Here is a 22091-nt window from a genome sequence, read left to right on the forward strand (position 1 = left end):
TCGGCGGTGTCATAGGGGGCGTCGGTGTCCGAGGGACGCTCCTCCTCGGCCGGAACCACCCGGACGGGCATCTGCGCATCGTCGGGCCCACGGCACCGCTCACCCGGCCAAAGCAGACGGAGCTAGCCGACCTCGGTCGGGGCGCTCCACAAGTCGGGACCTCGCCCTGGCCACGTGCCGTGGAATCGCTCCCACCAACGCCTCGGCCACCGCCGCCACCCTCCGGCTACGTATCCGCGCCCGGGCCGCGGCGCAGGCGCTCGCGCGTGGTCTGGGTGGCTACACGGGCGGCGATGCCCAGGAGGGGACCAGCCGAGCGGCGGATGGTACCGGTGATCCGGGGCGGAATGGCGGAGGCGGGGCCGAGGTGCCAGCCGGTCTTCTCGGCGATCTCGTGTGCGGTGCGGCGCAAGTCGTCGCGGGCGGCGCCTTTGTCCAAGGTCTGCACGCGGCCGCCGCTGACCAGCACCCGCCCCTCGACCAGCACGGACTCCACACGATCGGCCGTGAGCGCGTTCACGGCGAGGGCGGGCAGGTTGGTGTAGGGCTCGAACCGGGGGTGGTCGATGTCGGCGAGCACCACATCGGCCTGCTTGCCCGGCTCCAGGCTGCCGACCTCGTCGCCGAGGCCCAGCGCCCGCGCCCCGTCGATCGTGAGCATGCGCACCAGGCGGTCCGAGTCCAGCTGCGGCGCGCCGAAGTGGTGGTTGGCCATCACGCGCGCCTGCTTGGCTTCGCGGAACAGGTCCCAGGAGTCGATCCAGTACGGATCGTCCAGGCCGAGCCCGACCGCGACGCCGTGCTCGGCCAGCGCCCGCATCGGCGGCCAGGCGCGCTCGCCGGTGCCGTAGTAGGCCAGTCCCGTGGGGCAGTGCAGCACCGACGCGCCCGCTGCGGCGACCCGGCGTACGTCGGCGGCGCGGGCGTTGACGAAGTGGGCCACCATGGTCCGCTCGTCGAGCAGGCCCAGCTCCTCCAGCAGTTCGACGCTTGAGGCATAGCCCTGCGATCGCGCCATCGCCTGCGACTGCCCGGTCTCCAGCACGTGGGTGTGCACGCGCGCCTCGGGGTGCCGGCGCGCCAGCGCTGCGGCCGCGCGCCACAGTTCGCCGGTGCACCAGAGGTCTCCCTGAGTGGCGACGGCGGCACGCACCCGCCCGTCGGCGCTGCCGTGGTAGGCGGCAACGAACTCCTCGGCCTGCGCGACCTGGGCCTCGACGGGTTCCGGCAACATCAGGTCGGCCAGCATCGGACCCATGACCGCCCGCATCCCGCTCTCGGCGACCGCATCGGCGCCGGGGCGGGGATCGCGGTCCATGCTGTTGAACAGCGTGATTCCGGAGGTGAGCATGTTGACTAGGCCCAGCGCCCAGCCGGCGCGCGCGAGTTCGGCGTAGGCCTCGGAGCGGCGGAAGAGCGCGGTGGCCTCCATGCCCAGGCGCAGCGTGGACAGGTCGCTGAACGCGCCCTGGACTCCGGTCATCTCCAGGTGGGTGTGCGCGTTGACCAGTCCGGGCAGCGCCAGCTTGCCGCGGCCGTGGATGACCGTGTCCGCGGGCTGGCCGCCGTCGTCGGGTTCGGAGGGGCGGACCTCGGCCAGGCGGCCGTCCTCGATCACGAGCGTCCCGTGCTGGTGGACCGTGTTGGCGGGGTCCGCGGTGAGGACCGCCGCGTCGCGGACGACGGTGCGTCCGGTGGGCACCTGCTCGCTCCTCGTCGCGGAGAGGTCTGGCCGGGCTCGGGACGCGCGCGGTGGAGGGGCGTTTCGCCGGTGCGCCGGCGGCCGGCACCCCTGCGCGGGTCCGTTTGCCTCCTGCGCCCTTGGTAACCCGCTGAGGGACGTGCGTGCAAGCCGCGGCGAAACCGTGGAGCCCGCCGCACCCGCCGATACCCGCATCGGATGCTCCGTCGGTGCTCGGATGTTGGGGACCGGACCGGCATAGGGCGGTGTCAGCCGTAACCGTCCCGCTATCTTGAGGTGAGAAAACGCCAAGCCACGGCATCAACCGGCATTCACCAGACGCCGCGGAGCGTACTCTTGATCAGTGGGTTCAAGGTTCGAGTCCTTGATGGCGCACCACCTTTTCGCACGCCATCACCCCTTTCGGGGTTGCGAGGCGACCGGCGGCAGTGGCGCCGCTGCTCCGTCGGTGCTCTTATATCGGCACCGTGTCGATTCCCCAGATCAGCGCCCGACCCGCCACTGGCCAGCAGCCCGAAAATCACCGGAGCAAAGCGGAGCAGGCCAGACTAGGTGTATTTCTGACGAAAGGTGATCAATGGACGGTATGCAATATGTTGCCATATTGATGGTTGCCACAATCTTTCTGGCTGCTTCGTTTGCGAATTTTAGATACTGGCACCATTTGCAAATGTTTTCAGTGTCGAGGGTGCCTATGTTGCGGCGCAAGTACGAGAAAATTAGAGATTCTCAGTATGATGTCTTTACTCGGGTGTTCACGACCGGTTTCCTTCTTTTTGTTTCAATGACATTGCTCGTCAGTTCGAGTATGCACTACTTCAGTTGATGGCGTTCCGTGCACGCGTGTTTCTGCTGGGGACAAGGCGCTCGGCGGCCAGCGGCTTGGAGAGCGGGGATCGCGGATACGGGCAAGCAGCAGGCCGTCGGCCTGGGACCGACGAACTGATCGCCACCGGCACGCCACCGCCGACGGCACCGGCCTTCGCCGGTGTAGCGGTAGGCCGCGGGAAGCAGCGACGACTGCGGAAACCGTCGGCATAACCGCTCGTCCTGTGCCGTCATTGGCCCGCCAGGCCCGCGGAAGGCTCACTGAGCCTGCTGATCTGAGTATCGGTCAGGCGCAGGGAAGACGCTTCGACGTTCTCCTTGAGGTGCGCGATCGAAGACGTGCCGGGAATGGGACAGATCATGTCGGCACGGGCCAGCAGCCAGGCCAATGCGATCTGCGCCGGCGTCGCCCCCGTCTCAGCCGCGATCTCTGCGACAACACCGCCGGATTGTGCAAGCTCACCGTTCATGATCGGAAACCACGGGACGAACGGAACGCGTTCGCGCGTGCAGTACTCGACGACGTCGTCCCACAGGCGAGTCGAGAGGTTGTAGATGTTCTGCACCGCGGCGACGTCGACGATGGCGCGGGCGTCCTCGATCTGCTTTTGTCCGACCTCGGACAGGCCGAAGTGGGCGATCTTGCCTTCGTCCTGCAACTCCTTCATCGCGCCTACCTGGTCGGCGAAGGGCACGTTCGCGTCGACGCGGTGCAGGTAGAGGAGGTCGATCCGGTCCACATCGAGCCGACGCAGGCTCATCTCGCACTGGTGGCGCAGAAATGCGGGGTGGCCGACAGGTACCCACTCGCCGGGCCGGGGCTGGACCTGGCCGATTTTCGTGGCGATGAGCAGGTGGTCAGGATACGGATGCAGGGCCTCCCGCAGAATCTCCTCGACGGTGCCGAGGCCGTAGCTGTCTGCGGTGTCGATGTGGTCGACGCCGAGTTCCACCGCTTTCCGGGCCAACCGGATCGAGTGGTCGCGGTCTCCCGGGGGACCCCAGATCGCGGAATCCGCCAGTCGCATGGCGCCGAAGGCTATCCGGGAGACCGTCTTGTCTGCGATCTTGACCGAGTCCGCGCCGGTCGTCGTCCGTGTGTCGCTCATGCCTCGAGTTTCGGCCAAGCGAAGTCCGCTGCGCTGCCTGATGTCGGCCACAAACGTTCAACATCAGGTCAGCCGGACCGTTGTGGGCCGCTCGCCACGGGCGGCACCGAACCGGCTCCGGTACTGTCCCGGGGGCATCTCGGCGAGTCTGGTGAAGTGGTAGCGCAGCGCCGATTCGGACCGGAAACCGCTGGCTTCAGCGATGCGGTTCACGGTCCAGTTCGTGCGTTGCAGCAGTTCTTGGGCGCGCCGCACCCGAGCTCGCTGCAGCCACTCGATCGGGGGATACCGAGGGCGTTGCGGCACTGCCGGGAGAAGGTGCGGACACTCATTCCGGCGTGCTGCGCGAGCCCGGCGACGGTGAGCCCCTCGTCGAGGTGCTCTTCCGCCCACTGCAAGGTGTCCACCACGGAACGGGGGCGCTCGGGGACGTTCCATCCTGTGTCCTGCGCATGGTCGCCGTCACGGCGGAGCGGGGCGACCATGAATCGCGAGATCTCCGTCGCCAGTGCGGATCCCTGGTCCCTTTCGACCAGGTGCAGAAGCAGGTCCAGCGCGGCGGTGCCGCCCCCGGAGGAGAAGATTCCGCTGCTCTCGACGAAAAGGCGCTTGGCGTGGACCCGGATCCGGGGATGGGACGCGGCGAGCTGATCGGCCCAGTGCCAGTGGGTGGTCGCATGGAGACCGTCCAGCAAGCCGGTATCGGCCACCAGGAAGGTGCCCAGGCAGAGTGCCACGATCCGGGCGCCGCCGGCGTGCGCGCGCAGGATGGTGGCGGCGATCTCGGGCGGGGGGCTCAGCAGGGCCGGAACCGCGGGAACGACGACGGTGTGTGCGGATTCCGCCCATGTCAGCACCTGATTCGGGAGCAGGGCGTAGCTGGTGGCGTATCCGGTCCGCGTGACCACTGGCCGGTCGGGGCCGACCACGGCAACCTCGTACAGTTCAACGCCGGCGTGGTCGTTCGCGGCGGCGAAGACCTGAACGGCCAGCGCCACCTCGAACGTGCCGACTCCGTCGAGGCCGAGCACGGCGACCCGGTGGCGGACTGTCGGACCCGAGTGGCAATGGTCGTCGGTGCCCAATGGACGTCCTTAGGGGTATCGGTGCCAAGAACTGCGGGTTCCGGCGCCCGAAGGAGCCGGGAGCTGCTTCTGGATCGCTGCCTTCAGTGGCCGGAAAGGACTGGTAGCCAGGCCTCTTCGGGTTCTCCGATCGCAGAACGATTCCAGGCGCCGCAGCGCTGGCCGCGAACCGCTGCGCCTGGACCCGTCGGCGATCTATCGCATGAAGGCGGGTGCCGCCGTGCGGTCCTACGACGTCGTCGGCCTGCACCTTGCGTTCCTGGTCAGCGAGGGGGCGACGTCGGACGGGCGCGGGCGTGGAGTTCGACGTCAACGTTTTAGCGTAGCCCATGAAGATAGGCGCGTCCGCGGTCGACGGACCGTTTTCGGCGCCGGTCAGCGCAATAACGCCCGGCACCGCGTCGCCACCGCGCACATCACCTGCGCATCAGTCGAAGGAAGAGCCGTCCATTTCCGAACCACCGTTCCGCGCCGTACTTCGACGCAGGCGCACCGGGTGGTCGACACGCTCCGTCCGGGCGCCGTCAGAGACCGCGGCTCCTGCAATGGCTGTCGGCGACGCTCATTGCGATCGCGAGGTCGTAGCGCGCCGACCGCCCCTTCAGCAAGGACCGGCCGAGTGCATTCTCGAGCTTGACCAGCCTCTTGCGGACGCCGGTGGGCGATACCCCGAGCGAGGCTGCGGTGCTCTCCAGATTCGCGTCGCAGTCGAGCCAGGCGCGCAGGGTGGGCTCCAGGCAGTCGTCCCGCCCGTCGCGGATGGGTTTCAGCAGTTCATCGGCCCATCGGTGCACCGGTTCGGTGCTGAGCAGAAGCGCCAGGTCGGGTGGGGCGGTCGCGCCCGTCTCCGGAGGAGGGATGCGGTGCTCGGCGATAACGCGGAGGGCGAGGTGCAACCGGGCCGACGCCATCAGGTCGGACAGCGTGACTCCGAGCAGCGCCTCGACGCGCCGCAGGCGGCTGTTGACGGTGTTGCGGTGGAGGTTGAGCTGTCGCGCGGCGCCGCCGCGGAAGTCGAGCCAGGCGCGCAGGGTGAACAGCAGCTCCCGACCGTCCGGGTCCTGGCGCCGCTCGGGCACATAGTCGAGAAGCGGGCTCAGGAGCGCTCGCGCCCACTCGTGGGCCTCCTCGCCGAGGACGCGGGGCAGCTCCCCACGACCATCGAACACCGCGTGGCGTTCCGCCTCCCGCTGCGCCGCCACGGCTTGGAACGCCCGCTCGTAGCCGATCCCGACGTCGCCAAGCGCGAGGCCGGGGCTCTCACCGATCCTGATCCCGGAGGTGTCGTCGATCAGGTCGCGCAGGACCCCGTCGAAGCGGGCGGCGGCGGTCGGGCGGCCGTCGGAGGCCGCGCCGTTGGGGGCGACCACGATCGTGTGCCGCTTGTACACCCGGCAGCGCAACACCCACGCTGCGCCCTTCGACGCGGCGACGCAGCGGTCGACGACGTCCTTGCGGCATTCCGGCGGGGAGTCCACCACCATGACGCAGACCCGCTCCGGCAGGGAGGGAGTGAGGACGTCCGCCACCCGGGTCGCCTCCTCGGTGGCGCCCACGATGAGGAGCTGGACCACCGCCTCCCTGGCGCGGTTGCCGGCCACCGCCAGAACGCGCTGCTGCCGCTCCGCCTCGTCCAACCGCCATCGCAGGCCGAGGAGCCGGGCCGCATCGATCAGCAAGCCGCTCGCGCCGGAGGGGAGCCGACCGGGCACAGACACCAGGAGCGCCGGCCCGGGCCGGTCGTCGTCCAAGGCGATGACATGGGTCTCGTGCACGCCCACGTCGAGCACCGCCGAACGCGTCCGGCGCTCCAGAACCGGTTGCACGCCCTGCCCCGGCCGCCGGCGCGCGTCTCCGCCGGGAGCGGCGGGCGCGAACTCCGCCCAGGCGGCGCCCGCCGCTTCCGCGGGGAAGGAGCACCTGACCAGTCCGCCGGCGTCCAGGACCGCGGCCTTACCGCCGAACCGGTGGGCCAGCCAGCGCAGAAGGCCCTGCACGCCGTCGGCCGCGTTGACCACGCGCTGCATTTCCCGAAGGTCCGCGGCCTCATCCTCGGCGTGCCGACCGGGGCCGCTCGTCGTCTCTGTCCTCATCGTCCCGTGCTCACTGGTGTTTCGGTCGGATACCGCCGCGGTCGGGCTCGGTTCCGCGGCCGGGGGCGGTTCCGTGCGGCGCGGCCGCGCCGGCCGCCGCAGGGCGGGCGTCCCGGGAGCCGAGCCGCCGCACCACGACGCCCAGGACCCGGTCTCGCGGGCAGGGCCCGTGGTGCTTGGAGTCGACGCTGACCGGGTCGTCGCCGAGGACGGCGATGTGCCCCTCCGGAACGAGCCCGGGGCGGTCGATCGGCTCCGGGTAGGGGTCTCCGGCCACGGCGACCACGCGCTTGATGGACCACTCGCCGCCGGCGAGCCTCCGCTCGACGGGGCCGCTTTCCGTCCAACCGGACTGGATCCTGGGGCGGACCACCACCACGATGCTGCCCCTGCCCGCGCGGCGGGCACCGCGCCGGATGAGGACCCGGTCCCCCGATTCCAGCGCGGGCCGCATGCTGTGCCCCTCGACGGTGATAGCAGCGTAGCGGCGCCCCGCCCACGAGAGCGCGGCGAGCGCCGCCAGCACCACCGCTGCTCCGGTTGCGGCAACCACCATGTCCACCCCGATCCCTACGTTGCAAGCGCGTTCGACGCATCGCGCACCGGCGTGTCGGCGTCCGCGTAGTCGGCCGCCTGGAGGGAGAAGAGGCGGGCGTACTCCCCTTGGGCCGCCATCAGCGCGTCGTGCCCGCCCTCCTCCGTGATCCGGCCCTCCTGCACCACGACGATCCGGTCCGCGTAGCGCAGGGTGCCGAGGCGATGCGAGGTCAACACCGTCGTCGCGCCCGCGCGGAGCACCCGCAGGCGGTCGTGGAGGTCCTGCTCGGCCGCCGCGTCCAACCCGGACATCGGCTCGTCCAGGAACAGCAGGTCCCGTCCCCGGCGCATCAGCGCCCGCGCGATCGCCAACCGCTGCCACTGCCCGCCGGACAGCGTCACCCCGTCGGATCCGTCTCCCTCGTCCTGATGGAACATGCGGGAGAGCATGGTGTCGTAACCGCGGGGGAGTGCCGCGGCGAAGTCGGCGGCTCCCGCGTCCCGCGCCGCCGCGTCGATCCGGTCGGAGTCGTCCATGTGCTCCAGGGAGCTGATGCCGATGTTCTCCCGGGCCGAGAGGTCGTAGGACATGTAGTCCTGGAAGACCGCGCTGATTCTGGAGCGCAGGCCGTCCACGCACAGTTCCCGGATATCCACGCCGTCCCAGCGGATGCTGCCGTAGGTCGGGTCGTACATCCGGCACAGGAGCTTGACCAGGGTGCTCTTGCCCGCGCCGTTCAGGCCGACGACCGCGAGGGTACTACCGGCCGGGATCGTCAGCGAGAGGCCGCGGATCACCCAGGGGCCGTCGTCGGTGTAGCGGAACCACACGTCGTCGAGCCGGATCTCGCCGCGCAGCGGTGCAACGGGCCGTGCATCCGCCGGGACGGGAAGGTCGGGCCCCACCCGGACCACGTCGACGTAGTGGCCCAGCATCAGCAGGGACTGGTACCCCCGGGTGATGTCGGTGACGATCATCGCCATGGCCCCCTGCACACCGGCGACGGCCGCGATGAACGCCGAGACGTCGCCGATGGTGAACTCGCCGCGCATGGTCGCGGCGATCATCCACACCAGGCCGCCCGAGGCGACGAGCGCGCTCAGCACCGACAGCGGTCCCTGCGTGAGCAGGACCTTGCGGTCCAGCCGCTCCTCCGCGTTGTTGACGCTGACCGTCTCGTCGTGCATCCGCCCCAGGAGGAAGCCGCCCGCGCCGAAGAGCCGGGTCTCCTTGATGGCGGCCAGGTCGAGCATCAGGGTCTGGTAGAACAGCCGGCGCCGGGTACGCGGACTCATCCGCCACATCATCGACGCCTGCTGGCGGCTGATCGACAGGTGCACGAACAGGGCCGGGAGCGCCGCGATGATGGTGATGACGGTGATGACCGGGCTGATCGCCACGAGGACGCCCAGGAAACCGGTGATCGTCAGAAGTCGTTGCAGAGCGCCGAACAGCGCCTGGATCACCGCGTCGGGTGCAGTGCTCGCCGCCTGCTGGGCCAGGCGCAGCCGGTCCCGGAAGGCAGGATCCTCGAACCTCCGCACGCCCTTCAAGCGGTTCACCGCCGAGTAGAGCCGATACTGGACCACCAGTGTGACGCCGCGCTTGATCCGCGAGGTCAGGTAGGTCGAGAGGTAGGAACCGACCGCCTGCACCAGGCCCATCAGGCCGATGAGCACGACCAGCACCATCGGGGAGATCCCGGGTCCCGACGGAGTGGGGGCCGGTGCCGCTGTGCCGGTGAACTGCAGGGCGTCGATCAGCCATTTGGTCAGCAGGGCGACCCCGGCCGGCAACAGTCCCAGGACCACGGTCGTGACCAGATACAGCGATGCCGTGAAGGGGCCGGCCCGCCAGGCCAGAGCGAGCGCGTGCCCCATCCGCCGCACGGACTCGCCGAGCCCCGCGCGGCCGCCGGACCCGGCCGTCTGCGCCACCGCCATCAGGCGCTCACCGGCGCCAGCGCGGCGACGGAGGTCCCCGAACGCATGACGACGCCCTCGGCGTCGGCCCGGACGAAGGCCGGAACCCCCTGGATCCCGAACTCCTGGGCGACCGGCCCCAGCCGCGGCTCCACGATCACCGTCGCCGCGCCGTCCAGCTCCCGCGCGTACTCATCGGGCTCGCCTCCCCCGTCGCCGATGACGACCACGACCTGGCCCGGCTTGAGGCCGTTCGCGTCGGCGTGGCCGACCAGCTTGGGGATCGTCGTCTTGCACACCGAGCACCCGGTGTCGAAGAACGCGAAGACCGTCTCGTGGCCGAGCAGGTCGTCCGCGGCGATCGGCTCGCCGGTGAGCGTGCGGCCGCGGAAGGGCGGAACCGGGCGGCCGGCGGGGAGCTCGTCCAGCTCCGGCGGCGCCGCCGACCGAGTGGTGGGCTGCTCGCTCATCAGGCGGAGCCGGCGGACCACTGCCAAGGTCAGCAGCAGGTTGACCAGTGCGACGGCGCCGATCAGTACGACGAATCCAACGAGGATCTCCATGGTGCCTTCCACTCTCAGGTCGGGTCTAGACGCGCTGCAGCCGGTCCGGGGTGCCGAACAGGTCGACGATGTCGTCATAGAAGACGGTCAGCGCCGTGACGACGAGTGCGACGACGGCGGCGATGGCGGCGCCTCCCGGCCGGACCGGCGCCCCCGGGTCGGCCGCGACCGTGCAGACCAGGCCGGACAGCGCCACGCCGGTGAGCACGAGGTTGCGCCAGACGTGGGACCACCCCAGCAGGGAGCTCGAACGTCCGAAGCACGAGCAGGGGATCGCCGTCTGCGACCGGGCCGCGTAGGCGGCCAGAGCGGTGAACGCCGAGAGCAGCAGGGCGGCCGCCGACAGCGCCGCGGCGCGCAGGACGGTACCCGCGGCGAGGCCGCCGAGGAGCGTGAGCCCCAGGGCCAGTTCGGCGGCGGCGTGTACCCGTGACGCGGCCCGCACCGGAAATCGCCGCACCGGCAGCAGGCCCGCCAGAATCGACCATGTCTCCTCATTCGCGGTCGGCCGGAATTTGGCCACCGCTGACACCAGGAATACTCCGGCGACCGCCATCTGCAATGCCAGAGCCGCGTAAGGCAGCATGCGCAGACCTCGTTCTTTCTCACGTGCACCGGCGGTGGTGAATGCGATGCGTTTGCGGGACCGGGGGCCACGCGGACTCGAATACCGGATTCGGGTTCCGGGGGGTGCGGAACCCGAATCCGGAGGACGCCGCCGCCGGACGGACGGCCGGTTCACGGTCCCGGCGGCAGCGGGATCAGGCTCGGCCGGCGCCTAGCAGTAGCAGCCGACACGCTCCCAGGGGCCGTAGCTGGGCTCCCAGGTGCCCGCGCAGACCTTGCGGTTGTACAGGGTCAGGAAGACGTTGCTCCCGCAGTAGGGGAGCCGGCACGACTGCTCCCAGGAGCACTCGAACTGGTCGGCCTGAGCCGTGGCCTCGGGGACGACGCTCGCGAGCATCCGGTCACCGATCCGGGAGACGGAATCCATGATCTTCATGCAGAACATTCCTTTCTTATTGCGGTGGGGCGTGCGCAATTAAATTAACATGCCCGCGGCCACGATCAAGGTGTTGGCGGAATTTTTTTCAAATCACCGCAAGCCCTGATGGGACGACGATAAAGGCATGCATCAAACGCGCTCGAGCGGCGGAAACAGTTTTATCCGAAAACCGCTCGACCGCATCGGAACCCACTGGAGCACATTTCTCGCGCGCGGGTTCGGCTCCCTCGGAGGCCCCGGCTCGTTGGGAGCGTCCGGACGGCGGAGGGCGCGCGCTTCCCCGCGGCCGTGCCCCCTCCGCCGCGTTCAGGCCGGCGGTCGGCTGCCGCGTTCAGGTGACACCGAGCCGGCCCAGGATCTCGTTGGCGCACAGGACGAGGAACAGTCCTCCGGCGATGGTGAGCCCGACGTTGCTGACGATCCCGTTGCGCCACTCCTGCGGCGTCCGCTGGGAGTTCAGCAGCCACATCAAGGTGAAGGCGAGGAAGGGCATGAACGCGGAGCCGAGGACGCCGTAGGCGATGACCAGCTGGACCGGCTTGCCGACCGCCAGCAGCAGCATCGGCGGGAAGGTCAGCCAGAGCAGGTAGGCCCGGAACTCCCAGCTGGTCTCCCGCTCCTCCACCGGACGGTTGGCCTTGCCGCGGATGTTGCCCACGAAGTCGGCGAACATCAGGCTCACCCCGTGCCACACGCCGATGATCGAGGTATAGGCGGCGGAGAAGAAGCCGATGAGGAACACGACCGAGACGATCCGGCCGAACCTCTCCTCCAGCACATCGGCGAGGCTGACCAGGCCCTCGCTCCCTTCGGCCAGGGCCACCCGGCCGGCGCTGAGCATCTCCGCGCCCACGATGAGCATCGCGACGACGAAGACGCCGGTGGTGATGTAGGCGACCCGGTTGTCCAAGCGCATCATCCTGATCCAGGCCGCGTTGCGCCACCCCTTGGCGTTGACCCAGAAACCGTAGGCCGCCATGGTGATGGTTCCGCCGACGCCGCCGATGAGGCCCAGGGTGTTGAACAGCGACTCGTCCGGGCTGGACGGCACCAGCCCGGCGGCCAGCGCCCCGAAATCGGGCCCGATGTAGACCGCCAGGCCGACGACGGTGACGAACATGACGCCGACAAGGGCGGTCATGACCTTCTCGAACACGGCGTACTGGTTGAACCAGACGAAGACCAGTCCCGAGATTCCGGCGAGGATCGCGAACACCCAGAGCGGGACCGAGGGGAACAGTGCGGCGAGTGGCAGAGCCGTCGCGGACATCGCCGAGGCACCGTAGACGAACCCCCAGATGACGATGTAGGGGCCGAAGAAGGCGAACGTCCAGACGCCCATGCTGCGCCAGCCGTCGAAGATGGTCTGCTCGGTTGCGAGGTGCCAGCGGCCCGCGGCCTCGGCCAGGGCGATCTTCACGATGCAGCCGAGTACGACCGCCCAGAGCAGTGCGTATCCGAACTTCTCGCCTGCCACGAGGCTGGCGACCATGTCGCCGGCCCCGACGCCGGTGGCGGCGACGACGATGCCGGGCCCGATGAGCTTCCAACTGGTCGTGCGTTGCTCAGTTCGCAGCAAGTGCGCCCCTTAGGACTGGTCTGTGGGTGAGACCGGTCCGGTGCCGGTGGTCGCCGATCGCTGACGTTCCTGCCTGGAGCGGAGCCCGGATCACGGGTCCCGCTCCACCCTGCTCGCGTCTCTCGGCAACCACTGGTTCCGCCGGAATTACCCGGGACACGTTAGGGATCCGGTGGCGAGGAGCGCGAGTTTCTTCTTGCACTGTCATTCGGCGTATCCGGTGCAGAAAGCCTGCGTCGTGGCCTTCCGTGTCGCCTGCCTGCGCAAACGCGGCGCCGCTACGTGCTTTACGGCCTCTGCACCAATGGATGTGAATAATTTTTTTCAAATTTCATTTTTCGGGTTTCGTTGTTTTTGCACTTGACTCCCCGGGGGGCGCCTTGGTTGTATTCGATTCCCCGATCGGGAGAAGATTCGTCGCGGAGTCGATGCCACAGTGCGGTGGTTACGGCTATTTATTGGGAGTGCTTTGTGAAAGATGGATTCTTGAAGTCGTCCGTGCTCATCGCTTCGTTCGCTGCTGCGCTGTCTCTTTCGGCGGTTCCGGCGGCAGCCTCGGTATCCCCTTCGGCGGGAGAACTGTCGGGTTCGGCCGCAGCCGGCGCGGAGGAAGCGCAGGCGGCGAGCATTAAGATCGTGGCGGCGGAGGATGCTCCCTTCCGCACCAAGCCCTATGGGAGCAGCCACAAGATCGGCACCGTCCAGGCCGGAAACGCCATCTTCATTCAGTGCCGACTCCAAAACAGCTACGGCAACTACTGGTACCGCACCGGGGCTTGGCATTACACGTACAGCGCCCATTACCTCTCCTACCCGGGGATTCCTGCCTGCTGAAGCGCCTGGTTGTAGGTCCGGGTCGTCTGATCCCTGATCGTTGTGTCGGGGCTGGCCGATCCACAGGATCATGACCTGGGATTTCTCCGGACACGCAGACGGCCACCGCCTGATAGTCGATGTCTGCGAAGACAACGAAGCCCTCGGCGGTGGCCGTTGGAACTCAGCGTATCGGCCCGAGGGGCTCTGTCGTTCCCGCGGTCTGTCGGGAAGAGCTCGGTTTCCTCGTGCTTTAAAGCCATGCGGGCCGGTGTCGGATGATGTCGGGAGTTCGAGATCCCCTGCCATATGATTCAGTGAGACACCTTGTTTCCTCCCGACTGGCCCACTTGTCCGGGCCTGGGATTCCGCCTTGGCTCCTAGGCTGAGGGTATGCAAGCATGTCGGACGCTGGCGCCCCGCCCCGCACCTGAGGGAATCGCTCGGTATGAGAGCGGTCACGCGGCATTGTCCGAACCGGTTGAGTTCCAATTCGCTCAGGCAGTTCGCTGTGCTTGCGGCGAAAAAATCGGCGACTCGCATTCATCGTCGGTTCACCAAGGGCGTGGGTTGCGCAGTGGTAGAAGGTGCTCGGCACTGGAGTCGCAACGCGCGTTGTGGGCCATTTTCTTTACCGGATCGCACCCGAGGCGACTCCTCGGCGGACCGGTTCGAGCGCAGTTAAGAAGGCCGCTGTGCCCTCTCCAGCAGCGATGGTTCCTCTTACCGCTTCACCCGGAAGACGCCAGGGCCGATTCAAAGTCGTCTGGCCGGAGCGTTGATACAGGTCACCGCATCATGGCGATCGCGGTCATCTCCAAGGCATACCCAATGGCGCCTCTTTAAGGGCTATGTAGCCGGGCGGGCCTCGGGTTCGCCGTCGGCACCTCACGGTGCAGCGGACGCCCACACGGTCTCGCCGTCCGACACGGCATCAGTCGCCGCCAGCCCCAATGACCGCGCGACACCCTCCGACGCCCTGTGCCCCGGGCGGATGTGCGCGGTCAGGCGCACGACCCCGGGTGTCGCCAGCCACCGCGCCATGGCGAGCGCACCCTCGCGTGCGTAGCCGAGGCCTTGGTGGTCGGTTCCGACCATCCATGCGAGTTCCGCCTCCAACCTTGGCCGCCGGAGGGGGCCGTAGGGTCCAGAGAAGGGCTCGGAGAGGGGACCGAGGAGGCGGCCGAAGAGGCGTTCGTAGAGGGGGCCGTGAAGGGGGCCGTAAAGGGGTGAGCGGTGAAGCGTGGCCTGCACGGTGCCGACGAGCAGTCCGTCGGAATCGCGGCGCAGTATCCAGTTGAGCCACCCCTGCGTCCCGTCGGGGGACCGGCCGACCGCCTGGCGGCGATAGCGGGCGGTGAGCTCGTCGAGAGAGGCGGGCATACCGCCGGTCCAGGCGTGGAGGTGCTCGTCATTGAACAGCGGGAACGCTTCCCGCGCGTGCTCCACGCGGAGAGGCTCCAACCGGAGTCGTTCGGTGGAGAGGGGGACTGCGGCGGGCCATTCGGTCGATGGGGGCGCGGTCGATCCTGGCACGGTCCCACGGTAGGTCGACGAGGAGCACCCACCGAATCGGGCCGGGGATGCGGGATGGGATGCGGCCGGCGGGTGCGGGTTCGAGTGCTCGCGCGCGATCGAGGCGACCCGGCAGCATGGGCGGCGGGTGGTGGGGCCTGCGGCTGTCGGTTCGGGTGCTCGCCATTGAAACAAGCCGCGGGCAGTGAGGTCGGCAGGAGCTGAGCGGGCAGTCGCCGCTTCGCCCGCCTTCGGTTGCGTGTCCGGCGGGGGCGGCGAAGGCGGCGGGTGGTGGGGCCCGAGCCCAGCGCGCCGGGTGCTCGCCGGTTGCGCGCCCGGCGAGGCGGCGAGGGCGGTGGGTGATGGGGCCTGCGGTGGCCGGTTCGGGTGCTGCCGGTGATCGTCGTGCCTCGGCGAAGATTCCCTCGAAGTGGGCGGTACGGGGGCGAGTGTCCTGATCCGGGTGAGATCATTTCCAAAACCGCCCGGATGAGGTATTTGGTGCATATCGGCGCGTCAGGCGATCCCGTTGGGCGCGCGAGTGCAGCCGGACCAGCGATCGGCATGGCACGCCACCCACGAATTCCGCAATCCGGAAAAGCTGAGGTAACTATGCCTCATTTGTCCAATTTTTGGCGTTCAAGGGCGCCCGCGTGGCGACGAGAGTGCCCGAATCCGCACTCAGAGGACTGTCAGGCGTGTACTTGGCGGGTCTCGTCGCTGCCGAAACTGACGGGCGGCGTCTTGCCTGGGGTGCAATACGGACATAGGGGGATCAACGTCTGTGCTTGCAGGACTGATGCGGAGCGTCGAAGCGCCGTAGCAAGGATTAGGACGGTTTCGTCGCGCCCCTTGACCGCGTGGGCGCCCCGAATGCCCGGATTGTCTGCTCCTTAAGCGTCCAGGGGTCGTGTCCTCGCGCCGTTTCCGATGGGCCAGGCCCGCCGCGACCTGCGTGCGCCTGAGTGCGCGTACCCAGCTCCCTTCCCTCCGCCTTCCTTCGGCTTCCCTTCGCCGGGCGCTGCCACCTCCGCGGACCCGAAGCCGATGCGTCCCCCGATGCGCGCACCCGTTCCCGGGCCCCGACCTCTACGCTCCGCCGCTCAGCGCCTCGCTCGCGGGGAAGACTCCGGTGGGTCCGTCGAGGGAGGCGGTGTCTCCCCGGTGCAGCCGCGGCGACCGGCCCGAGGCTGCGGTGAGCGGTGCGGTCGTGTCTGCGCCGTATCGTGCCGGCAGGCCTGTGCAGGACCGGGTCCTCCAGCCGTTCGCGAAAGCTCGCGCGCCGGGCGGGGGCAGTCCGTGGCTGAGCCGCGCCGCCGACCGCGCGCGCTTCAGACCGCATCGTCGAGGTCACCGGCCTCGCCGATCGGCTGGACCACCTGCCCGCCAAGCTGTCCGGCGGTGAGCAGCGCGTCGCCGTCGCCATGCCATACTGCCGGTGCCCGAGGTCGTCTACGCCGACTACGCCGTCGTGTTGCCCGAGGACGGGCGTCCGTTCCCCGCCGCCGCGCAGGAGCGAATCCGGTCGCTTTGAAGGTCTCGGCGGCGACCGGGACCGTGCGTTTGAGGCGGTGCTGCTGGACGGCGACGGGCGTATCTCCGTGCGGGTGCAGCGGGTGCAGCGGGTGCAGCGGGCGGGGCAGGCGGAGGGGCGGCCGGAAGCGGGACGGCCGAGCGGCCTCACTCCTCGATGACCGGCTTCTCCTCGGTGCGGGTGAAGGCCTGGGGCATCCCGTCCGCGTCGTCCCAGGTGACGATGAGGTGGTCGTCCTCGGCGTTCAGCGCGGCCGTGCCCGCCTCGTGGCCGGGATCGGGCGGCTCGCAGTCGAGTTCGATGCGCGCGGTGCTGCCGGACTGCGCGGGGGTCAGCGTGCCGGGGCAGGCCGGGTCGCCTTCCGTGCGCACCATCTCGCCGACTACGGTGAGGGTTCGTATGCCGCTGTCGTCGGCCGACTCCCAGACCCCGTTCATCCCGCCTTCGGACGCCTGCTCGGGCGACGGCGCCGTGCTGCCTCCCGCGTCCGCGGTGGGCGGGCCCGACGCCGGCGTGTCGGCGCCGCCGCCGTCTCCGCCGCAGCCCGCCACCACGCCGGCGGTCATCGCGACAACGGCCGCCGCCGCAACCGCCCGCTCCGCGCCGCGCATCGGAACCACTCCACCCTGGTCTCACAGCGGCCTCAGCCGTCCGCCGGTCCCAGAAAAGCTACAGCGGCGGCCCGCCATGCGAATCAGGGTGAGCACCGGTTCCGACCACAACCCCCTCCAAGCCCACCCGCCCCCTTGCCGAATCCGAGTGGCGGGCGTCAGCGGCGGCGGCTGTGGATCCAAGCGCCGACCGCCGCCGCACCGGCGGATCCGACGGCCGCCGCGCCGATCGCGAGCCATGCGCGACGGCATCTCCTCCCGGTGGCACGGGACGCGTCCTCGGGCGCCGAGCCGCCCACGGCCGGAGGAGCGGTACCCCGGTAGACCTCGTCCAGGATCGCGACGAATCGGCGCTCGCTGCGCGTGCCCTCGGTCATGGACGGCGCCTCCCGCGCCTCGGTCCAGTAGGCGTAGCCGACCTCGCCGCCGAACATCTCGGCGGCGACAGCGCGCAGCCGCGCCTCCGGCAGGGCGCCGGTCTCGAAGGCGCTCGACCATTGCGAGACGATCATGTTCGTGTAGAGCTGCTGCTTGCGGACCTTCGGGTCCTCGTCCCGCGGTACCGGCCCCCAGCAGGCGTCGAGGTCCGGGTCGTCCATAGCCATCCGCAGCAGTTCGCCCATGGCCTGTCGCCGGGCCTCCTCAACGGCGCGGTGCGTGTCGCGCGCCTGGTAGACGAGCGTCAGCACGATCCCGACCAGCGCGAACACCGAGATCAGCGCCGCGACCGCGCCGTAAGTCTGGCCGATGAAGCTGAGCCGCTCCCATTCCGAGCGCTCTCCGCGGAACAGCGTGAGAGCGAGCGGGGAAGCGACGACCAGGACCACACTCGCAAGGACGATGATCAGAATCGTCGTCAGGTACCTGACCCCGACCGCGCCTCGGTCTACTCGTCTACGCACGGCGCCCTATTCAATCAGTCCCCGCCTGCGGGCTGGGGAGCCGGAAGTTCTGCGATGCAGCGGCGGAAGTAGTCCGGGAAGGGCTCGCTGCGCTTCCAGAGTGCGGCGACGGCCGCTGCCGCCTCGGTCACCAGGTCGCGGTCGTCGACACGCTTCGCGCCGATCGGCGTCCACCCCTCGTCGTAGCGGACCTGGTAGAGGACGCAATCGCCGTAGACCATCAGCTCGGGCAGCGCGGCCGCGCGTTCGAGGCCGGCCACCTCCGCGGCGTCGAGTGCGCGGATGTCGTGGCCGCACTCGACGAAGATCCGGTGGCTGTGGGACTCCCACTGGAGGTAGGGCGTCGGAGGGTCCCCGACGATCCGCAGCCGTCGGAACCGGACTCCCTGCCTCCCGTAGCGGGCCACATCCCTGCGGATCGCCGCCCGCTCACTCTCGAAGATCTCCAGAACACGCGCCCAGTCGCCGGCCACGAAGGCGTCCCAGGCCTCGTCGCCCACCTCGTTGAAGAACTGGGCGCGTTCGAGTTTCCAGACCACGCCGCCGTCGAGCTTCTTCTCCTCGTCGTCGCTGTCGGCGTGGTACGTCGGCCGGTCGAGGAGAAGACCCTCGGCCGAACGGATGCGATCGAAAATACTGTCAGTCATCGAGGACGTCCGGGACGGTAGAGCGGAACTGGTCGCCCGGAACGACGACGATGCGCTCGTCGGGCGCCATGCTGACCACTTCCGGAATGCGGTCGGCCAGAAGAGCGGTAGCATCGCGCCCGATAACGGCCACATCGCCGTCGTCCAGCTCCCAGATTTCGGGGCAGTCCTTGCCGATGCGGCTGTCGCCCAACTCGGCCGCCGTCTTCCCGAGGCGCCGCTTGAATCTGGCAGAAGGGTTGACGTCCCACGGACGCTCCATGCCGGCTCCTCGCTTGAGGCTGACGGGGTGTATTGACGTGCCCGCTCCCCAGATCGTTACACAGCGTCCTCGGATTCGGGTGCCTTACCCGCCCGGCCCGAAACGAGGCACGGAGCGGTCCGGTGGGTGATGTGGCTCTCCCTGTCGTCCCGGGCACCAGCGCCCGCTGGGCGGCGTCCTACGGGGCGCCGCCGCCATTGAGAGAGGACAACTGTGAACGACTCCGAATCCCCGCGCGCGATGCGTCTGATCGTCACCGGCGGGGGAACGGGAGGCCATACCTATCCCGCGCTGACCGCCGTCAACGCGCTGCGGGCGCGGCTGGAGTCCCAGGGGCGGGCGCTGGACGTGCTGTGGGTGGGCGCCGAGGACAGCCTGGAGGGGCGGGTGGCCGAGGCGAACGGGATCCCCTTCCAGGCGGTCGCCACGGGTAAGGTCCGGCGCGCGAAGAACCCGCTCAGGCTCGTGTCGCCGGAGAACATCCGCGACATGGGCAGCGCGTTCCGCGGAGTCCTGCAGTCCCGCCGGGTCGTATCCGACTTCCGGCCCGACGTCGTGCTGGCCACCGGCGGCTACGTCGCCGTGCCGGTCGGTCTGGCCGCCCGGATGGCGCGCCGCCCGCTGGTCGTGCACGAGCAGACGGTGCTGCTTGGCCTGGCCAACAGGCTCCTCGCGCGTGCGGGCGCCCGCATGGCGGTCACCTCCGAGTCCACGCTGAAGCTGCTGCCCGGCTCGGCCCGCGGGAGCGCGGTCGTCACCGGCAACCCGGTGCGCCCGGCGGTGCTGGAGGGCAGGGCCGAGCGGGGCGCGGAAGGCCTGGGCTTCGAGGGCCACGACCCGGACCTGCCCACGGTCTACGTGACCGGGGGAGCGCAGGGGTCGGTGCAGATCAACTCCACCGTCCGCGCCCTGCTGCCGTGGCTGCTGGAGCGGGCCAACGTGGTGCACCAGTGCGGCGAGGCCAACGTCGGCGACCTGCGCGAGGCGACGCGCGACCTCGACGCCGCGCAGGCGGCCCGCCACCACGTGACCGCGTTCGTCGGCCCAGAGCTGCCCGACGTGCTGGCGATGGCCGATGTCGTGATCTCGCGCAGCGGCGCCGGGACCATTGCGGAGCTGACCGCTCTCGGCAAGGCCGCCGTGTTCGTTCCGCTGGCGTCGTCGGCGGGCGACGAGCAGCGGCACAACGCCCGCCACCTCCAGGAGGCGGGAGCCGCGTCCGCCCTCCTGGACGAGGTGTCGGCCGAGCGGCTCCGGGAGAAGCTGGAGCCCCTGCTCACCGACCCGGATCGCCGCGCCGCCGTCGCGGAGCGGGCGAAGGGACACGGCCGCCCCGACGCCGCCGACCGGCTGGTCGACGTGGTGCTCGGCGCGGAGGCGACGTGAGCCGACGCGGAGACGACGTGGGCTGACGGGGAGGCGGGCCCGGACCCGGGCGCGGTCCCCGGGCGGACCCGGGCGGCCGGGCCGGTGGTCGCGGCCGCGCCGTGGCGCGGGAGCCTCGGGGGTGGCGAGGGGCGGGGGCGGATGTGCGAGAGTCGGTCCCCGTGTACGACCAGCCGAAGTTCGCGAACCCCAGGCGGGGGCTCCTGACGGCCGTCTACGCCGTGCTGTCGGGGCTGCTCCTCGTCCTGCTCGCGGTCACCGCCGCGGCCGGACTGCCCGGTCCGACCACCGCGATCCTCGCGTCGTCGCAGACGCTCCTGCTGATGGCGCTGATGCTCCAGCTGTACCTCGCCCACGGGTACGTGAAGCTGACCCCTCAAGGCATCGTGGTCAGGGAAATCCGGCTGCGGACGCTGCCCTGGCGCGACGTGGCCGCGATCCGCACCAGGCGCTTGCGGGCCAACACCGTGGTGGAGGTGGTCATGGCGGACGGCCGCAGGCGCAATCTGGTCGCACCGGTCATGCTGCGGGAAAAGGACGCTCCTCGGTTCTCCGCGGAGGCGGCCCACATTCAGCACTGGTGGGCGTACTGGCGCGGCCGGGGCCCGGGGTGAGGCCCGGCGCCCGCCGCCGGTCCGGGCGGTGCCGCCTCCGCGCGGCGGCCGCACCCCGGCCGAGCGGCTGAGCGAGCCCGCTGGACGGCGCCGCGAGCCCCGGCCTGCTTCCCCCGCGCAGCCGGACTCGCGGTCGGCGGGAGTGCGGGGCCGCCGGTCGGCTGTGGTGTTCCGGGGTCGCGTCAGCGCATCGAGGATCATCTGGACGCTGAAGAGCCGGCTCGGGCTGGAGCGCCACGCCGCGCGCACCACCGAGGGCATGTGGGCACGGGTGTGCCGGCGCATCTGCGCTCAGTGCCGCGATCCGGCGCAACCGGCTGATCGGCGGCCCGGTCACGCGGTCCCTGACCGCTTACGGCCATTGATCTCGGGCCCCAGCGACACCCGGCCACGAACTAGGTGTCGGTCCTCGCCGCGCCGCCGTGCCAGACCTGGCCGGGGACGGCCTCCAGCAGGTCGATCAGCTCGTCGGCCACCCGGAGCGCCTCATCGGGTTGCAGCCGGCCCTCCTCGGCCGCGGCGAGGTAGTGGCCGTTGAAGCGCACCGGCGGTCGCCCCTGTTCGTGCCGGGCGAGCAGCCGGTCCATCACCTCGGGCGTCAGCACGGCGCGGGCGAAGTCCTCGTCGGCGGCTGTCACGCGGCAGGCGGCGTCGAAGCTCGGACGGCCCATATCCAGGATCGACGAGCCGGCGAGGTCGAGCACGTCCTCCATGGAGATGGCGCCGGTCTCGGGCCCGATGCCCAGCTTCGGCGCCGGAGCCGGCAGCGTCACGGCCACGGCCCTGCGATAACGGGTCCCGTGGCTGCCGTCCGACCGGTGCGGGACCCTCTCCAGATGCTCGTAGGTGAACACCCAGCGCCCCCGATAGGTCCGGGAGAGCACGTGCTGGACCTTGTACCGCTGCGGGTTGAGCGCGGTGGCGAGGATCCCGATCATGTCGGGCCGGTCTTCGGCGTATTCCCACCCGTTCTCGCGGGCCCATTCGGACCACTGCGCGGCTTTGCGGCTGCGCAGGATTCTCTGCAGAACGAACGCCAGGAGGACGAAGACCGCGATCATGGCAACGACCGCGACCGGGACCAAGGGGAGTACCGAGTCCATCACAAAGCCTTCCGTTGCCACTGGGCGATGACCGATTCTGCGGCGGCTGTGGGGATTGTTCCCCCAACGGGGACGATCCTCCGCGGACATAGTTGCCCGAAAACGGCGCCCCTCCGGCGCTGCAGGGCCCCGAGGCGTCCCTGTCTTCTGCGACCTGGTCCGAAGGACGGGGGCACAGGCCCGGATCCGCGGTCCTCGCCCCCGCGGATGACCGGAATCGGTCAGCGGCGGCGGAAACGGTGCGTGACACCCTGCCACGGCTCGGCGACCGGGAGTTGC

At 69.8% G+C, this 22091-nt stretch carries 20 protein-coding genes and 2 pseudogenes; 5 read left to right on the forward strand and 17 right to left on the reverse strand.

The genetic code is table 11. The annotated features are described in order from the left end of the window. Window positions 1–226: 226 nt before the first annotated feature. The 11 genes from ABEA15_RS09235 to ABEA15_RS09280 form a co-directional block, all read right to left on the reverse strand. The gene (locus tag ABEA15_RS09235) at window positions 227–1702 is read right to left on the reverse strand and encodes an amidohydrolase family protein (protein ID WP_345556293.1); all 1476 of its coding nucleotides are present in this window, start codon (window positions 1700–1702) and stop codon (window positions 227–229) included. Window positions 1703–2760: 1058 nt separating this feature from the next. Further along, on the reverse strand, window positions 2761–3639 hold the full coding sequence (locus ABEA15_RS09240) for an aldo/keto reductase (RefSeq protein ID WP_345556294.1): 879 nt from the start codon (window positions 3637–3639) through the stop codon (window positions 2761–2763). Window positions 3640–3702: 63 nt separating this feature from the next. Further along, window positions 3703–3945, reverse strand: coding sequence for a helix-turn-helix domain-containing protein (locus ABEA15_RS25625; RefSeq protein WP_425579375.1), 243 nt, complete (start codon window positions 3943–3945; stop codon window positions 3703–3705). Beyond that, entirely contained in the window at window positions 3849–4724 is an 876-nt protein-coding gene (locus tag ABEA15_RS09245) for a GlxA family transcriptional regulator (RefSeq protein ID WP_345556295.1), read from the reverse strand. Before ABEA15_RS09245 ends, ABEA15_RS25625 begins: the two co-directional genes overlap by 97 nt. 524 nt (window positions 4725–5248) lie before the next feature. After that, entirely contained in the window at window positions 5249–6817 is a 1569-nt protein-coding gene (locus ABEA15_RS09250) for a helix-turn-helix domain-containing protein (protein WP_345556296.1), read from the reverse strand. 10 nt (window positions 6818–6827) lie between these two features. Continuing rightward, the gene (locus tag ABEA15_RS09255) at window positions 6828–7373 is read right to left on the reverse strand and encodes a S26 family signal peptidase (protein WP_345556297.1); all 546 of its coding nucleotides are present in this window, start codon (window positions 7371–7373) and stop codon (window positions 6828–6830) included. A gap of 14 nt (window positions 7374–7387) precedes the next feature. Beyond that, window positions 7388–9298 carry an ABC transporter ATP-binding protein gene (locus ABEA15_RS09260; RefSeq protein ID WP_345556298.1) on the reverse strand — a complete coding sequence of 637 codons (1911 nt, stop codon included), beginning with the start codon at window positions 9296–9298 and terminating at the stop codon, window positions 7388–7390. After that, a complete protein-coding gene (locus tag ABEA15_RS09265; protein ID WP_344143423.1) occupies window positions 9298–9840 on the reverse strand; it encodes a TlpA family protein disulfide reductase in 543 nt (180 codons plus the stop codon). The genes ABEA15_RS09260 and ABEA15_RS09265 overlap by 1 nt, the downstream gene beginning before the upstream one ends. A gap of 25 nt (window positions 9841–9865) precedes the next feature. Then, on the reverse strand, window positions 9866–10426 hold the full coding sequence (locus tag ABEA15_RS09270) for a MauE/DoxX family redox-associated membrane protein (RefSeq protein WP_345556299.1): 561 nt from the start codon (window positions 10424–10426) through the stop codon (window positions 9866–9868). 192 nt (window positions 10427–10618) lie between these two features. After that, complete coding sequence (locus ABEA15_RS09275) at window positions 10619–10843, reverse strand: hypothetical protein (RefSeq protein WP_344143420.1); 225 nt, start codon at window positions 10841–10843, stop codon at window positions 10619–10621. A gap of 334 nt (window positions 10844–11177) precedes the next feature. Then, window positions 11178–12425: an Nramp family divalent metal transporter gene (locus tag ABEA15_RS09280; RefSeq protein WP_344143419.1), complete on the reverse strand. Its 1248-nt coding sequence runs from the start codon at window positions 12423–12425 to the stop codon at window positions 11178–11180. A gap of 471 nt (window positions 12426–12896) precedes the next feature. Here ABEA15_RS09280 and ABEA15_RS09285 point away from each other — a divergent pair, with 471 nt between their 5' ends. After that, complete coding sequence (locus ABEA15_RS09285; protein ID WP_345556300.1) at window positions 12897–13259, forward strand: hypothetical protein; 363 nt, start codon at window positions 12897–12899, stop codon at window positions 13257–13259. 867 nt (window positions 13260–14126) lie between these two features. Here ABEA15_RS09285 and ABEA15_RS09290 read toward each other — a convergent pair. Further along, window positions 14127–14702, reverse strand: a complete 576-nt coding sequence (locus ABEA15_RS09290) for a GNAT family N-acetyltransferase (RefSeq protein ID WP_345556301.1) — start codon at window positions 14700–14702, stop codon at window positions 14127–14129. Between the two features lie 1360 nt (window positions 14703–16062). On the opposite strand from ABEA15_RS09290, the pseudogene ABEA15_RS09295 reads away from it, so the two are divergent. Further along, a pseudogene (locus ABEA15_RS09295) lies at window positions 16063–16215 on the forward strand (ABC transporter ATP-binding protein); the annotation flags it as partial. A 218-nt stretch (window positions 16216–16433) separates the two neighbouring features. Here the strand turns inward: ABEA15_RS09295 and ABEA15_RS09300 are convergent. The 4 genes from ABEA15_RS09300 to ABEA15_RS09315 form a co-directional block, all read right to left on the reverse strand. Continuing rightward, window positions 16434–16898, reverse strand: a complete 465-nt coding sequence (locus ABEA15_RS09300; RefSeq protein WP_345556302.1) for a hypothetical protein — start codon at window positions 16896–16898, stop codon at window positions 16434–16436. 158 nt (window positions 16899–17056) lie between these two features. Further along, window positions 17057–17800, reverse strand: coding sequence for a DUF6082 family protein (locus ABEA15_RS09305; protein WP_345556303.1), 744 nt, complete (start codon window positions 17798–17800; stop codon window positions 17057–17059). A gap of 14 nt (window positions 17801–17814) precedes the next feature. Next, entirely contained in the window at window positions 17815–18447 is a 633-nt protein-coding gene (locus ABEA15_RS09310; RefSeq protein ID WP_345556304.1) for a DUF6879 family protein, read from the reverse strand. Next, window positions 18440–18709 carry a hypothetical protein gene (locus tag ABEA15_RS09315; RefSeq protein WP_345556305.1) on the reverse strand — a complete coding sequence of 90 codons (270 nt, stop codon included), beginning with the start codon at window positions 18707–18709 and terminating at the stop codon, window positions 18440–18442. Before ABEA15_RS09315 ends, ABEA15_RS09310 begins: the two co-directional genes overlap by 8 nt. Before the next feature lie 240 nt (window positions 18710–18949). Between ABEA15_RS09315 and ABEA15_RS09320 the strand changes: the two genes are divergently transcribed. The 3 genes and pseudogenes from ABEA15_RS09320 to ABEA15_RS25630 form a co-directional block, all read left to right on the forward strand. Continuing rightward, the gene (locus ABEA15_RS09320; protein WP_345556337.1) at window positions 18950–20095 is read left to right on the forward strand and encodes a UDP-N-acetylglucosamine--N-acetylmuramyl-(pentapeptide) pyrophosphoryl-undecaprenol N-acetylglucosamine transferase; all 1146 of its coding nucleotides are present in this window, start codon (window positions 18950–18952) and stop codon (window positions 20093–20095) included. Between the two features lie 161 nt (window positions 20096–20256). After that, window positions 20257–20709, forward strand: coding sequence for a hypothetical protein (locus ABEA15_RS09325; RefSeq protein ID WP_345556306.1), 453 nt, complete (start codon window positions 20257–20259; stop codon window positions 20707–20709). Between the two features lie 196 nt (window positions 20710–20905). After that, window positions 20906–21074 (forward strand): annotated as a pseudogene (locus tag ABEA15_RS25630) (IS982 family transposase); the annotation flags it as partial. A 30-nt stretch (window positions 21075–21104) separates the two neighbouring features. Here the strand turns inward: ABEA15_RS25630 and ABEA15_RS09330 are convergent. Next, window positions 21105–21812 carry a hypothetical protein gene (locus tag ABEA15_RS09330; RefSeq protein WP_345556307.1) on the reverse strand — a complete coding sequence of 236 codons (708 nt, stop codon included), beginning with the start codon at window positions 21810–21812 and terminating at the stop codon, window positions 21105–21107. Between the last annotated feature and the right edge of the window lie 279 nt (window positions 21813–22091).

Source organism: Streptomonospora halophila (genome assembly GCF_039542725.1).
GTDB classification, from domain to species: Bacteria; Actinomycetota; Actinomycetes; order Streptosporangiales; family Streptosporangiaceae; genus Streptomonospora; species Streptomonospora halophila.